Genomic DNA, 13,654 nt, shown 5'->3' on the forward strand with positions numbered 1-13,654 from the left:
TCCTTTCCCATGAAGGGACACGCAGCCATGCCAAAAAAGCGAGGGCAGACTCTGCCTTGCCAGGCACTCTATCCGATCGTCGGTATCGGCGCATCGGCAGGGGGACTTAACGCGCTGACGGAATTCTTCGAGGCGCTGCCCGCGCATACGTCGATGGCCTTCGTGGTGGTCGTTCACCTGTCGCCGGATCACGAGAGCAATCTCGCCTCGCTTCTGCAGAAAGTTACCAGCATGCCCGTGCTACAGGTCACGGGCCCCACACAGATCGAATCCGACCACGTCTATCTGGTCGCGCCCTCGTTCGAAATGATCATGATCGACGGCTACCTGCGCGTCACGCAGAAGCCGCCCGCGGAAGGATGCCGCGCGAGCATCGATCTGTTCTTCCGCACGCTCGCCGAGGCGCACCGCGAGCGCGCGATCGGCATCGTGATGTCGGGCGCGGGCTCCGACGGCTCGGTCGGGCTTTCGCGTATCAAGGAAATGGGCGGTATCACGCTGGTACAGGACCCGAGCGAGGCCGAATACGACAGCATGCCGCGCAGCGCGATCGCGACCGGCATGGCCGACTTCGTGATGACCGCGGCCGAAATGCCGCAACGGCTGCTCGATCTGTGGTCCACCGCGCGGGAAATCCATTTGCCGGCCGCCCAGCCGGACGAGCCCGAGGAAGACCCGATCAACGAGGCGGCCGAGCGCGCCCTGCGCGAAATCATGGTGATCCTGCGCACCCGCACCGCGCATGACTTCCGCCATTACAAACGCGCTACGGTTCTGCGCCGCATCGAACGCCGGCTGCAGGTCAACGGCATTCCCGACCTGCACGCGTACCGCGACTATCTGCATCTGCATGCCGAAGAAACCCAGGCGCTGCTGCAGGACATGCTGATCAGCGTCACCAATTTCTTCCGCGACAAGGAAGCGTTCGACGGGCTCGAGCGCGAAGTGTTGCCGCCCCTCTTCGAAAGCCGCGGCCAACACGAGCGCATCCGCGTGTGGTCGGTGGGCTGCGCGACCGGCGAGGAAGCCTATTCGCTGGCGATGCTGCTGCAGGAGCGCTCGCTGAAGTCGCCTGAGGGCTTGTCGTTCCAGGTATTCGCGACCGACATCGACGAGCGTGCCATTGCGTTCGCGCGCACCGGTCTGTACCCGGACTCGATTTCCGCCGATGTGACGCCGGCGCGCATCCGCCAGTTCTTCACGAAGGACGCCGCGCATTACCGGATCAAGAAGGAACTGCGCGAACACATGCTGTTCGCGCACCATAACGTGCTCAGCGACCCGCCGTTCTCGCGACTCGACATGATCTGCTGCCGCAACCTGCTGGTCTATCTGGACCGCGAAGCGCAGATCGAAATCCTGAAGATGTTCCACTTCGCGCTGCGGCCCGGCGGTGTGCTATTCCTCGGCAGCTCGGAATCGGCCGACAGCGTGAGCTCGATGTTCACCGTGGTCGACAAGCGCAACTGCATCTATCGCGCGAACATGGCGGTGCGCGGCGACACGCCGGTGCCGATCGCGATTTCGGGCACGATGAGTTCGCGCCCCGTCGTCACCACCGTGCAGCCGCCGGGGCGCCGGCGTTTTTCGATCGGCGATCTGCATCAGCGGCTCGTCGAACAATATGCGCCGCCTAGCGTGCTCGTGAGCCGCGAATCCGAAATCGTCCATCTGTCCGATCGGGCCGGGCGCTTCCTGCAGTATTCGGGCGGCGAACCGTCGCACAACATCGTGGCCGTGGTGCGTCCCGAACTGCGGCTCGAACTGCGCACGGCGATCTATCAGGCCTTGAACACGAACCGCAGCGTCGAAGCGCGGCGCGTGCGCATCGAGCGCGATGGCCGTTCGTACTTCGTCAACATGACCGCGCGGCCGGTGCACGATCCGGAAGCGAACGCCGACTTCGTGCTGGTGCTGTTCGACGAGGTCGAAGACAGCATGGCCACCGCCGAAACGGCGTCGAGCGACGTTCAGAAGGATCCGATCATCAGCCAGCTCGAACGCGAGCTGCAACGCACGAAGGAGCAGTTGCAGGCCACGATCGAGCAGTCGGAGACCTCGACCGAGGAGCTGAAGGCGTCGAACGAGGAATTGCAGGCGATCAACGAGGAACTGCGCTCGGCGACCGAGGAACTCGAAACCAGCAAGGAAGAGCTGCAATCGATCAACGAGGAGCTGACCACGGTCAACGCGGAGTTGAAGTCGAAGGTCGAGGAAACCGGCAAGATCAACGACGACCTGCACAACCTGATCGCCGCGAACGACATCGGCACGATCTTCGTCGACCGCAACATTTGCATCAAGCGCTATACGCCGCGCGCAACCGACGTCTTCAGCGTCATTCCATCTGACATCGGCCGCTCGCTCCTCGACATCACGCACCGCCTCGAATACGACAAGCTCGCCGACGACGCGGCCGAAGCATTCGACTCGCTGCGCCTGATCGAGCGCGAACTGAAAAGCAGCGACGGCCGCTGGTATCTCGCGCGCTTCGTGCCGTACCGCACGACCGAAGACCGCATCGACGGCGCGGTGCTGTCGTTCATCGACATCACCGGGCGGCGTCAGGCCGAAGACCGCCTGCGTGAAGGCGAGCGGCGCATGCGCATCGTCGCGGAAAGTACGCGCGACTACGCGATCATCACGTTCGACGACAACGGGATTATCAATAGCTGGAACGCGGCCGCGGAACGGATTTTCGGCTATTCGGAAGCCGAAATGATCGGCGAGTCCGCCGAGATCCTGTACAGCGACGAGGACCGCGCCGCCAACGTCGCGCAGCGCGAGATCGCCGAAGCGCGTCTGAACGGCCGCGCCGAAGAGGAGTGCTGGCATCTGCGCAAGGACGGCACGCGCTTTTTCGCGAGCGGCGTGCTGTCCCGTCTCGACGAACCGGGTATCAGCGGCTTTGCGAAGATTACCCGCGATCTCGGCGAGTTCGCCACCGACCCGACCTCGGGGCGCGGCACCCACGTCGAAACGCTGCGCGCGGCGAGCGAGCGCGAAGCGCAGCGGCGCCGCGACGAATTTCTGGCGGTGGTGTCGCACGAACTCAAGCATCCGCTGAACCTGATTTCGGCGAGCGCCGAGTTGATCGCGCGCGCGCCGGAAACGCGGCAGAACCTGAACCTGTCGCGCGCAACCGATACGATCCGCCGCACCGTGATCGGCCAGGCGCAGATCATCGACGATCTGCTCGACATTTCGCGCGTGCGCACCGGCAAGCTGTCGGTCGTGCGGACCGTGGTGGACATGCGCGACATCGTGCAGCGTGTGTGCAGCGCGGTGCAGGACGATGCCGCGCAGCGCGGCATCGCGCTCAGCGCCGAGATGACCGATGCGCCCGTGATCATTCACGCGGACCTTACGCGGATCGAGCAGATCGTCTGGAACCTGATCAGCAATGCGCTCAAATTCACGCAGCGCGGTTCGATTCACGTGTCGTTGAAGGTCAACGATCACGCCGAGGCGGTGCTGCGCATCAGCGATACCGGCGCGGGCATCGAGGCGTCGCTGCTGCCGCATATTTTCGACATGTTCCGGCAGAGCCGCGATCCGGGCTCGCGCCGCGGAGGCCTCGGCATCGGCCTCGCGCTGGTGCGCGATCTGGTCAATCTGCACGGCGGCGCGGTGCGCGCGGAGTCGGACGGCTTCGGCCGCGGCGCGACGTTCACGGTGACGCTGCCCATCTACCGGCTCGCCACGCGCACGAGCGCGGGTATCGAAGTCGCCGCCGAGTCGCTGAAGGGCACGCGCATCCTGATGGTCGACGACGACGCCGCGACCGTCGAAACCTTCAAGCTGCTGCTGGAAACGGAGGGCGCCGAAGTGCGGACCGCGACGAGCGGCGAGGAAGCGCTGACGATCATCGACGGCAACGCGCCCGATATCATCCTGTCCGACATCGGCATGCCGGGCATGGACGGTATGGAGTTCATCGGCAAGCTGCGCGGCATGCCGGCTATGAAGTCCGTGATCTGTGTCGCGGTCAGCGGCTTCGGCCAGCAGGCGGACGTCAGCGCGGCCGAAGAAGCAGGCTTTGACGCGCACCTGAAAAAGCCGGTGGTTCTCGAAGACCTGCTGAGCATTGTCGTGCGGCTGCGCGGTTGAGTGCGCGGCTCGGCGCAGTACAACGCGTCTAGCCGTTGCCTGCCGACGGCCGCGCTTGCCGCCCCGAACAGCGGGACATACCGTGCAAGTGGACGGCCGTGCGAATCTCTCGAAGCGCAAAAAAGAAGCGGCCATAAAGGCCGCCCGGAGAGCAGCCACGGGGGCCGCGCTCAAAAGCCATGCCGCGAAGGGCTTGCGGGCTATGGCATACGGTAAAGCTCAGGCATTCACGATGGAATTCGGTTGCGATCCTGACTCGCACCGGTCTTTGCACATTCAGGAGGAACGGATCGTCGACTCGGCGTCGCTCGTCAGAACGGTCATCGGCCCCGCGCTCAACGCGGCCGAGATGACTGCGAGGCGGTCCGCCGGGCAATCGACCAGATCGACGCTCAACGACTCGCGTCCGCCTGCGGTGTTCACGTGCGCGGACCAGCCGCACACTTGCGCACGATGTTCGATCAGGCTTTTCCAGACTGCGACGACCCGCAATGATCCCGGGCTTGCATAAACAGTCAGACGTTTTACGTTCATGGCTCACTCACGGCATGGCGCCGCGCCTCTGGTTCGGATCTCAGAGATTAATGTTGTTTGTTTACGTGGAGATTAGACGTGTGAACTTTCAAAGCAAAGTACATGCGCTGTCCATATCGCTGGTGTTATGGACAGGCATAGGTGCACGGCTGCCGGAACGGAGTTGGCGCTTTTTGCGGAGCGGCTGCGGTGAAACGCGACGCTCGGACTTCGCAGGTAGGGATGCGGCAAAAACGATCCGCAAAATGAAAGGGGCAGGCAATTTTTACGCGCTGGGCATGTCCGCGCGAATGCGCATCACGGTCTGGCGCGATGTGCCGAAGCGCCGCGCGACCTCGCTGACCGACTGCCCTCTGCCCAGCGATTGCAGCACGCGTTGACGCTGCTGCTCGGACAGCGACGGCGGCCTGCCCATGTGCTTGCCGCTCGCGCGAACGGCCGCGAGACTATCGCGGCTGCGCAGGCTGCGGCACGCCGCGTCGAGCCGCACCAGCGCGCGCAGCGCCTTCACCGCCGAAGGCTCGGGACGGCCGGCCAGATCGGTATGGCCGACTTCGACGCAACGCAGCGCCACACCCGCCTTGCGGCACTGCATCACGGTGGCGAGGATATCGCGCGCATTGCAGCCGAGCGCGGCCAGTTCGAGCACGGCGAGCGTGTCGCGCGGCTCGATTCGTCGGATCAGACTCTGCAACTCGGGACGTTCGCGCCCCTGCATGTAGGTCGGCAGATCCTCGACCACGACCCGCGCGAGCGTGACCATATAGCCGGCCTTGTCGAGCCTGATCAGCGCCTGCTCGTGCTGAACCGCATCGTGCGCGCCGAACAGATAGATGTGTAGCTTTTCCACGTCGCCTCTCGTCGTCACGATTCGCCATTCGGCGCTATTTCACCAGGATTGCCACGGCCATCGCGATCAAACCGCAACCAGCGTTCCCGGGTCCGCGCCGCGCGAGATCGTCGCGGCGCGGGCATGCAAGCGCCTGGCTACGACACTTTTGCCGGCGTTGCAGACAACTGGTGGAGGAATTTTCAAAGTGTATCAATCACGTTGAACGCCCAATACGGTTGGCGGCGGTATTGGCGCGATTGAACTGTCATTGAGCGGGGCGATGGACGCGCGGCATGTAAGGGCCGCGGTTTTGGAAGCGATATGGGGGACGACCGTGGGTGCCTTCACAACTCTCGGTAATTGGCTTCACGGGTCGGATCAGGAGGCTCCGGAGCGCCCGCCCAGCGCTGCGGGCACGCTTCTCGCATTTAGATCCCAATGAGACTTTGGTCTCATTGCGTTAGACCAAAACGCTAACCAAACTTATAGCGAACAGCCTGGATCGTCGTCACGACAGCCATGGGTGACCGCGCTGCGCGAAATGTGACCACAACAAAGCGCCAGGCTGACGTCTACACGGCCATCTTCGCCAGGAATTCAGTTCGCTGACGTCACCGGTCCTTGCGCATCTGGCCGCTTTTGATCCGGCAGTTCGGTTGTCCAGGCGCAGCAGATGACCATGTCGGGGCCAGCAAGCGGCCAGTCGCAACCGCAAGCCGCGACTTCGCAACCCGTTTCACAGGTGTCGCGATGACTCACGGGAAGCTCATTGCCTGCCACGAGTGTGATCTTCTGCAGCGGGAGGTACCCGTGCCAGAAGGGGGCGGTTTGCGCTGCCGGCGATGCCGGGCCAAGTTGTGCCGTGAACTCCCCAACAGCTTTGACCGCGCACTCGCATTTTCTCTCGCGGCAGTTGTACTCTTCACCATTTCGAACGTGTATCCGATTGTCGGTCTATCGGTTAATGGGACTGTCGTAGAGACGACGCTGTTGGGCGCCGTGAGCGTGATTTACGACGAGGGAAAGTGGCCGATCGCCGCGCTGGTGTTTGTAACCACGGTCCTGATGCCGATCTTGCAGACCGTGAGTATGCTATGGCTACTGATACCCCTAAAGTTTGACCACGCGCCGTGGGGCGGTCCGGCCATATTCCGACTGTGCCAATTCTGCGGGCCATGGGGAATGACCGAAGTGCTAATCCTCGGCTTGCTGGTCGCGCTCGTGAAGTTGTCCGCAATCGCAGGTGTGGTTGTGGGTCCGGCGCTGTGGTCGTTCGGAATATTAATGTTCGTGCTGGCGGCGGCCGGCTCAGCTTTCGATACGCGCAATCTTTGGTCGCGCGTCACTACCGTTCAGTACACGGGCACGGGCTCAAGCCTGGACGAGGCGTCGCTGCAAGGTGCGATTACCGCAGCACAATGCGGACTTGCACGATGTCACGATTGCGGACTGCTCGTAAGCGCGCAGGATAATCCTCACGCGTTCCACTGTCCTCGCTGTGGTGCGACCATGCACCTGCGCAAGCCCGCAAGCCTGTCGCGCACGTGGGCCTTCCTGATTGCCGCGATGGTGATGTATGTCCCAGCCAACATGTTGCCGGTGATGTACACGAACTCGCTCTTCGGAACAGAGAACGACACCATCCTCTCTGGCGTCGTCTACCTATGGACATCTGGATCGTGGCCGCTCGCAATCGTCGTATTCGTCGCGAGCATCGCCGTGCCGATGCTCAAGATCCTCGCCCTCGGGTACTTGACGATCTCAACACAGATGCACTCGCGCTGGTACCCCGTCGAGCGCACTCGGATCTATCGGATGGTCGAGTTCGTGGGGCGATGGTCAATGCTCGACATCTACGTGATCACGATGCTCGTCGCGCTCGTGCAGTTCCAGGCACTCGCGACGATCCAGGCCGGTAACGCGGCCATCGCATTTGGGGCAGTGGTTGTGCTGACGATGTTCGCAGCGATGGCGTTCGATCCCCGCCTGATATGGGACGAAGTGGAGCACGATCATGTCAGGACTGGAGAAAAAGCCTGATTTCCCCGACGCGGAGCCTGTGCCGCGATCGCGCTGGCGGCTGCAAGTGGTGTGGCTCGTACCCATCATCGCGGTTCTGATTGGCGGGTGGCTTGCTGTCAAGGCGGTTATTGAAAAAGGGCCAACGATTACGATCGGCTTTGCAACCGCTGACGGTATCGAGGCGGGCAAGACGAAAATCAAGCTCAAAAACGTCGACATCGGGGTCATCAAGACCGTAACGTTGACCCCCGATAGCACGCGAGTCATCGCGTCCGCGGACATCAACAAGAATGCGACGAAACTGCTCGTCGACGATACACGCTTCTGGGTCGTGCGCCCACGCATATCCGGCGGGACAGTGTCCGGGATCGGCACGCTTCTGTCCGGGTCCTACGTTGAGATGGACGTTGGAAAATCGAAAACGGCACGGCGCGACTTCGTCGGTCTCGAAGTCCCGCCGGTGATCACGAGTGATGTGCCGGGGCGCGAATTCGTCCTGAAGAGCACCAATATGGGCTCGCTCGATGTCGGCACGCCGGTATTTTTCCGACGACTGCAGGTCGGGCAGATATCCGGCTACAAGCTCGATCCTGACGGACACGGTGTGACGCTGCGCGTATATATCAACGCGCCGTACGACAGGTTCGTTCTTGCGGATACACGCTTCTGGCACGCGAGCGGTGTCGACATGACACTCGGGGCCAATGGCTTCGAGGTGAACACACAGTCGCTCGTGTCGATCATGATTGGCGGCGTGGCATTCGAGTCTCCGCCGGGCGCGGCCGATGAGGCCGTCGCTGCGAACGATGCAACCTTTACGCTGTTTGCGGATCGGGCTGGCGCAATGAAGGCGCACTATCACGTCATCGACAAGTACGTTGCGAACTTCACGGAATCGGTCCGTGGATTGACCGTGGGCGCGCCAATCGAATTCCGTGGCATTGTGATCGGAGAAGTGACAGCGATCAATACACGTTTTGATCCCAAAACGGAGAGACTCACCATTCCAGTGGAAGTGGATTTCTATCCAGAGCTCTTCACGGCCCGCTTTAAGAATCCCACGGGCGCCACTCCCGGCGCCCTCCTGAACAAAGATCACGAACTCGCGGATCACCTCGTCGCGAGGGGGCTGCGTTTTCAGCTTAGGACCGGCAACCTGTTGACTGGGCAACTGTACCTTGCCGTCGACTTCTTTCCCGACGCGCCCAAAGCCACTGTCAACTGGGCGTCATCGCCTCCAGAGCTGCCTACCATACCCGGTAACCTGCAACGGATCGAGGACAACGTCACAGAACTCATAGCGAAGCTGAACACGATCCCGTTTTCGGCGATTGGAAAGAACACGCAACACACGCTGTCGAGTGCGGAGACGCTGCTCAATCATCTCGACGCCCAGGTCGTCCCGCAGGCGCACGACGCACTCGCCTCGGCCCACGCGGCGCTAGACTCGGCCAACAATGTACTGCAGCCGGACTCGCCCTTGCAGCAGAACGCGGACAACGTGGTAGAGGAGCTTTCGCGCACAGCGACGGCGTTCCGGACGCTTGCCGATTATCTGGAGCAGCATCCGGAAGCGTTGATTCGCGGCAAGCAGAAGGAGACCCACCCGTGACACGCGTCCTTGTACCGTTCGTTCTTGTCTTGTTGACTGTGTCGCTTGTTGGCTGTGGTAGTTCACCCTCGTCCAGCTTCTAACGACTGAAGCCGGACGCGACACATTCGAGCTACAAATTGCCCATCCTGAGCCCCCGAGTCAGGGGAATCAGGCTGCCCGCCAGCCCCCGCCCGGATCAACGATTCAAGCGTCGTCTTTCCTGTCAGAACCACTCCTGTCCACCTTCGGCAATATGCCGAAATTGTCGACCAGGATGTGCAGGCTGAGAACGAGAATCCAGATCGGAAAAACAAGCACAATCCAATCTATGTAGCGGCCAGCCAGGAGCAACGCGAGCGCCGTGGCGTATCCAATATACGCAATCCAGCGCGAAACAAAGCCAGTATGAAGAGCAAGTGTACTGGTGGCCATCGTGAATACCGCGGCCATGCGGACCGCGTAAGTATTCATGGCTTCGTAGGCAAACTCCCGAGCGACGGTGAACGTGACCGAACCGGGAAGTCGTTCGAACCCAACGCGGTACGCGGCCACAATCCCTCCGAAGAATGCGGCAGCGGTAAACAACATCGCCAGGAACAGGAGGCCACTCCCCAGGAACACCGTAGCGAAGAAGCGATCCTCGTAGTCTCCGAGACGGTCCCGCAGCACGCCAATGAACCAGAGAAAGGCAATGCCAGCAAAGGGCACCATATTGAGCGCCACAGTTACCGTACCCGAGCTTTCTCGAAGCCACTGGCCCGCTTCTATAGGACCAACCGGAACAGCATGCCGCAGCATCAGAAGGCCGGTAATCAGTAGCAAGGAAAATAAGATGCCGGCGACTGCCGCCGCGCGGGGGGCTCTCAACTGCTTGCCCGGGTCGATCCACTGAAGTCGCGAGTCCTTCGTTGAGGGATTCATGTTCAGCGTCCTCCGTACCTGCCGTGATCCGTGTGGGTACATTGTTCATGCCAGCGCAAGCAGCGGCCAACTTGAAGTCTTGATAGGGATCGATCTAATGAGTCGACAATTTCTGGACCATGAAACAGCTGTGAGGACCGTTACGAGCTCCGTCTCATCCGAAAAACCCAGCGCGAAATGATCTCGCCCCGAAGCGAGGTCTTCCAACGACTCGCGATCGATCGAGTAAACCACATGCAGGCTTGTTCGCGGGGCATTTTGCCCCAGCGGCAACACTATCGACGCAACTTCGCCGCGGTCCATTCCGGCTCACGCGCCGCCTTTACGAACGCCGCCAGATATTCGATCTCGTCATCGGCCTTGCGGGTGCCCAGAAAAATCCGCTTGGCGATGCCCTTCTTGCCGAGTTGAAGCGGGATGAGCGGCATCCAGTCCGCGTACTCTTCAGCGAGCCAGCGCGGCAGCGCCGCAACGCCCCGACCGCTCGCGACCATCTGCAGCATGATGTCCGTCGTCTCGATCACCTTGTGGCGTCGTGGCACGACATTGGCCGGCGTCAGAAATTGCGTGTAAATGTCGAGCCGGTCGGTTTCCACGGGATAGGTGATCAGCACTTCGCTCGCGAGTTGTTCGGGCTTGACGAATGGTTCGTGTGCCAGCGCATGCGCATCGGCGACGACCAGCACCTGTTCATAGTCGAACACCGGCTGGAAGCGCAACTCGGGCCTCTTCAGCGGATCGGGCGTGACGAGCACGTCGATTTCGTAGCCGATCAGCGCGCCAATGCCGCCAAACTGGAAGCGCTGCTTCACGTCGACATCGACGTCAGGCCATTGCGCGAGATACGGCGAGACCACCTTAAGCAGCCACTGATAGCACGGGTGACATTCCATCCCGATGCGCAGCGTTCCGCGCTCACCTTGCGCGTACTGTTTCATGCGTTCTTCGGCAAGCTCAAACTGCGGCAGCATACGATTCGCAAGTCCAAGCAGGTACTGCCCCGCCTGCGTGAGCCGCATCGAGCGGCCCTCGCGCGTCCATACCGGCGTGCCCAGGTGCTGTTCCAGCTTTTTCACCGCGTGGCTTAGAGCCGATTGCGTGAGGTTGAGCGTACCCGCGGCCGCGGTAAGTGACCCTAGACGCTCTACCTCACGCACGACCATCAGGTGACTGCGCTCCAACATTCCACACTCCATGAACAAAATTGATCCTTGTATGAAATAAATCCATTTTTATTCATACACGGAAAATTCTATCATCGCTTCCAGTCACTCTCTCTGGACGACACCCGAAACATGGTCACTACGCACAATCTGGGCTTTCCGCGCATCGGCGCCAAACGCGAACTGAAATTCGCGCTCGAAAAATACTGGAAAAGCGAGTCGTCGCGCGACGAACTTAAAGCCGTCGGCGCACAGCTTCGCGAGCGTCACTGGAAAGACCAGGCAGGTCTGGATTTCGCGCCGGTCGGCGACTTCGCGTTTTACGACCAGGTGCTCGACATGAGCTTCACGCTCGGCAACCTGCCCAAACGGGTGCGTGGTTTCCACGGCGATGTACTCGACAACTATTTCCGTGTCGCGCGCGGTCGTTCGGCACAAGGTGTCGAGGATCACAGCGCATGTTGCGGTGGTGTGGCCGCCGGCGAGATGACGAAGTGGTTCGATACGAACTATCACTACATCGTCCCCGAATTCGACGCGAACACGCAGTTCTCGCTCGATCCGTCGCGTCTGCTCGAACAGCTCAACCAGGCACGCGCGCTGGGCGTCACAGCGAAGCCCGTGATCATCGGCCCGGTCACCTATCTGTGGCTTGGCAAGGCGAAGGACGATTCGGACAAGCTCGCGCTGCTGCCGCGTCTGCTACCTGTCTATGCTGCACTGCTCGACTACTTCACCGCGCAGGGGATCGACTGGGTGCAGATCGACGAACCAGTGCTCGTGACCGAACTCGACGCAACGTGGCGTCAGGCATTCCGTACCGCGTATGAAGCGCTGTCGGAGCGCCGCGTCAAGCTGCTGCTCGCCACCTATTTCGGCCCGTTGCAGGACAACCTCGAACTCGCATGCAAGCTGTCTGTCGATGGTCTTCACATCGACGCGATCAATGCCCGCGATGAGATTGTGAAGGCCGTCGCACAATTGCCCGCGACTTCGGTCGTCTCGGTCGGCGCGATCAATGGCCGCAACATCTGGAAGACCGATCTGACCGCAGCGCTGGAGTGGCTCGAGCCGCTCTATCGCACGCTCGGCGATCGTTTGTGGATTGCACCGTCGTGCTCATTGCTGCACACCCCGGTCGATCTGAACAGCGAGCAGAAGCTCGACGCGGAAATCAAATCGTGGCTCGCATTCGCGCTGCAAAAGCTCGATGAACTGACCGTGCTGTCCGGCGCACTGAACCATGGCCGCGCTTCGGTCGCCGACGCGCTCGCAGCTAACGCGAAAGCCATCGAGAGCCGCCGCACCTCGCCGCGCGTGCACAACCCCGCCGTCAAGGCGGCGATTGCGCGCGTCGATGCGTCGCTCGGCAAGCGCGCAAGCGCCTATCCGCAACGCGCGGAAAAGCAGTCCGCAATTCTGAATCTACCGGCATTCCCGACTACGACGATCGGTTCGTTCCCGCAGACCAGCGAAATTCGCCACGCACGCAGCCAGTTCAAGGCCGGCAATCTCGATCAGGCCGGCTACAAGGCAGCGATGGAGCAGGAAATCACCCGCGCCGTGAATGAGCAGGAAGCACTCGGCCTCGACGTGCTCGTCCACGGCGAAGCGGAACGTAACGACATGGTCGAATATTTCGGCGAGCAGCTCGACGGCTACGCGTTCAGCCAGTACGGCTGGGTGCAGTCGTACGGCTCACGTTGCGTGAAGCCGCCTATCCTGTTCGGCGACATCAGCCGTCCGAAGGCAATGACGGTCGAGTGGATCAGCTACGCGCAGTCGCAAACGACGAAGCCCATGAAGGCCATGCTGACCGGCCCCGTCACGATCCTGAACTGGTCGTTCGTGCGTGATGACCAGCCGCGTTCGGTGTCGTGCTACCAGCTCGCGCTGGCGATCCGCGAAGAAGTGCTCGATCTGGAAAAGGCCGGTGTGCGCGTGATCCAGATCGACGAAGCCGCGCTGCGCGAAGGTCTCCCGCTGCGTCGTGCGCAATGGAACGAATACCTGCAATGGGCGGTGGAATCGTTCCGCATCACGGCGAACGGCGTGCAGGACGAAACGCAGATTCATACGCATATGTGCTACTCGGAGTTCAACGATATCATCGCGTCGATCGCCGATATGGATGCCGACGTGATCACGATTGAAACGTCGCGCTCCGACATGGAACTGCTCGATGCATTCGACAACTTCAAGTATCCGAATGAGATCGGCCCGGGCGTGTATGACATCCACTCGCCGAACATCCCGAGCCAGGAACACATCGTGAACCTGATGAAGAAGGCAGCCGAGCGCATTCCGGCTGAGCGCCTTTGGGTCAATCCGGACTGCGGCCTGAAAACCCGTGCGTGGGCCGAAGTGATTCCGGCGCTGACCAACATGGTTGCGGCCGCGAAAACGCTGCGCCAGCCGGTCTGACCGTTGCGATCCGCGTCGCGTTACCGCGGCGCGCATTCGCACCGATCACGTTTT

The 13,654-nt window shown here is 61.4% G+C and carries 8 protein-coding genes; 4 read left to right on the plus strand and 4 right to left on the minus strand.

Features of this window, described 5'->3' with window-relative positions; all coding sequences use genetic code 11:
- Positions 1-27: 27 nt before the first annotated feature.
- Positions 28-4,110, plus strand: coding sequence for a CheR family methyltransferase (locus L0U84_RS35490; RefSeq protein ID WP_233857345.1), 4,083 nt, complete (start codon positions 28-30; stop codon positions 4,108-4,110).
- Between the two features lie 276 nt (positions 4,111-4,386).
- On the opposite strand, the gene L0U84_RS35495 is transcribed toward L0U84_RS35490, so the two are convergent.
- Positions 4,387-4,644 carry a hypothetical protein gene (locus L0U84_RS35495; RefSeq protein ID WP_233857347.1) on the minus strand — a complete coding sequence of 86 codons (258 nt, stop codon included), beginning with the start codon at positions 4,642-4,644 and terminating at the stop codon, positions 4,387-4,389.
- A 265-nt stretch (positions 4,645-4,909) separates the two neighbouring features.
- Positions 4,910-5,494 (minus strand): helix-turn-helix domain-containing protein, encoded by a 585-nt coding sequence (locus tag L0U84_RS35500; protein WP_233857348.1) that lies wholly within the window; start codon positions 5,492-5,494, stop codon positions 4,910-4,912.
- 732 nt (positions 5,495-6,226) lie between these two features.
- On the opposite strand from L0U84_RS35500, the gene L0U84_RS35505 reads away from it, so the two are divergent.
- Both L0U84_RS35505 and L0U84_RS35510 read left to right on the plus strand, forming a co-directional pair.
- Positions 6,227-7,516, plus strand: coding sequence for a paraquat-inducible protein A (locus tag L0U84_RS35505; RefSeq protein ID WP_233857350.1), 1,290 nt, complete (start codon positions 6,227-6,229; stop codon positions 7,514-7,516).
- Positions 7,491-9,110 (plus strand): PqiB family protein, encoded by a 1,620-nt coding sequence (locus tag L0U84_RS35510; RefSeq protein WP_233857352.1) that lies wholly within the window; start codon positions 7,491-7,493, stop codon positions 9,108-9,110. The genes L0U84_RS35505 and L0U84_RS35510 overlap by 26 nt, the downstream gene beginning before the upstream one ends.
- 186 nt (positions 9,111-9,296) lie before the next feature.
- Here L0U84_RS35510 and L0U84_RS35515 read toward each other — a convergent pair whose 3' ends face one another.
- Both L0U84_RS35515 and L0U84_RS35520 read right to left on the minus strand, forming a co-directional pair.
- Positions 9,297-10,013, minus strand: a complete 717-nt coding sequence (locus L0U84_RS35515) for a hypothetical protein (protein WP_233857354.1) — start codon at positions 10,011-10,013, stop codon at positions 9,297-9,299.
- 275 nt (positions 10,014-10,288) lie between these two features.
- On the minus strand, positions 10,289-11,197 hold the full coding sequence (locus L0U84_RS35520; RefSeq protein WP_233857356.1) for a LysR family transcriptional regulator: 909 nt from the start codon (positions 11,195-11,197) through the stop codon (positions 10,289-10,291).
- A gap of 111 nt (positions 11,198-11,308) precedes the next feature.
- On the opposite strand from L0U84_RS35520, the gene metE reads away from it, so the two are divergent.
- Entirely contained in the window at positions 11,309-13,600 is a 2,292-nt protein-coding gene (gene metE / locus L0U84_RS35525; protein ID WP_233857364.1) for a 5-methyltetrahydropteroyltriglutamate--homocysteine S-methyltransferase, read from the plus strand.
- The last annotated feature ends 54 nt before the right edge of the window (positions 13,601-13,654 follow it).

It is taken from the genome of Paraburkholderia sp. HD33-4, assembly GCF_021390635.1.
In the GTDB taxonomy this organism is placed as follows: domain Bacteria; phylum Pseudomonadota; class Gammaproteobacteria; order Burkholderiales; family Burkholderiaceae; genus Paraburkholderia.

Coding starts and splice junctions, on each gene's coding strand:
- L0U84_RS35495 (WP_233857347.1), bottom strand. CDS start 4,644: ATGAACGTAAAACGTCTGACTGTTTATGCAAGCCCGGGATCATTGCGG.
- L0U84_RS35520 (WP_233857356.1), bottom strand. CDS start 11,197: ATGTTGGAGCGCAGTCACCTGATGGTCGTGCGTGAGGTAGAGCGTCTA.
- metE (WP_233857364.1), top strand. CDS start 11,309: ATGGTCACTACGCACAATCTGGGCTTTCCGCGCATCGGCGCCAAACGC.
- L0U84_RS35490 (WP_233857345.1), top strand. CDS start 28: ATGCCAAAAAAGCGAGGGCAGACTCTGCCTTGCCAGGCACTCTATCCG.
- L0U84_RS35505 (WP_233857350.1), top strand. CDS start 6,227: ATGACTCACGGGAAGCTCATTGCCTGCCACGAGTGTGATCTTCTGCAG.
- L0U84_RS35510 (WP_233857352.1), top strand. CDS start 7,491: ATGTCAGGACTGGAGAAAAAGCCTGATTTCCCCGACGCGGAGCCTGTG.
- L0U84_RS35515 (WP_233857354.1), bottom strand. CDS start 10,013: ATGAATCCCTCAACGAAGGACTCGCGACTTCAGTGGATCGACCCGGGC.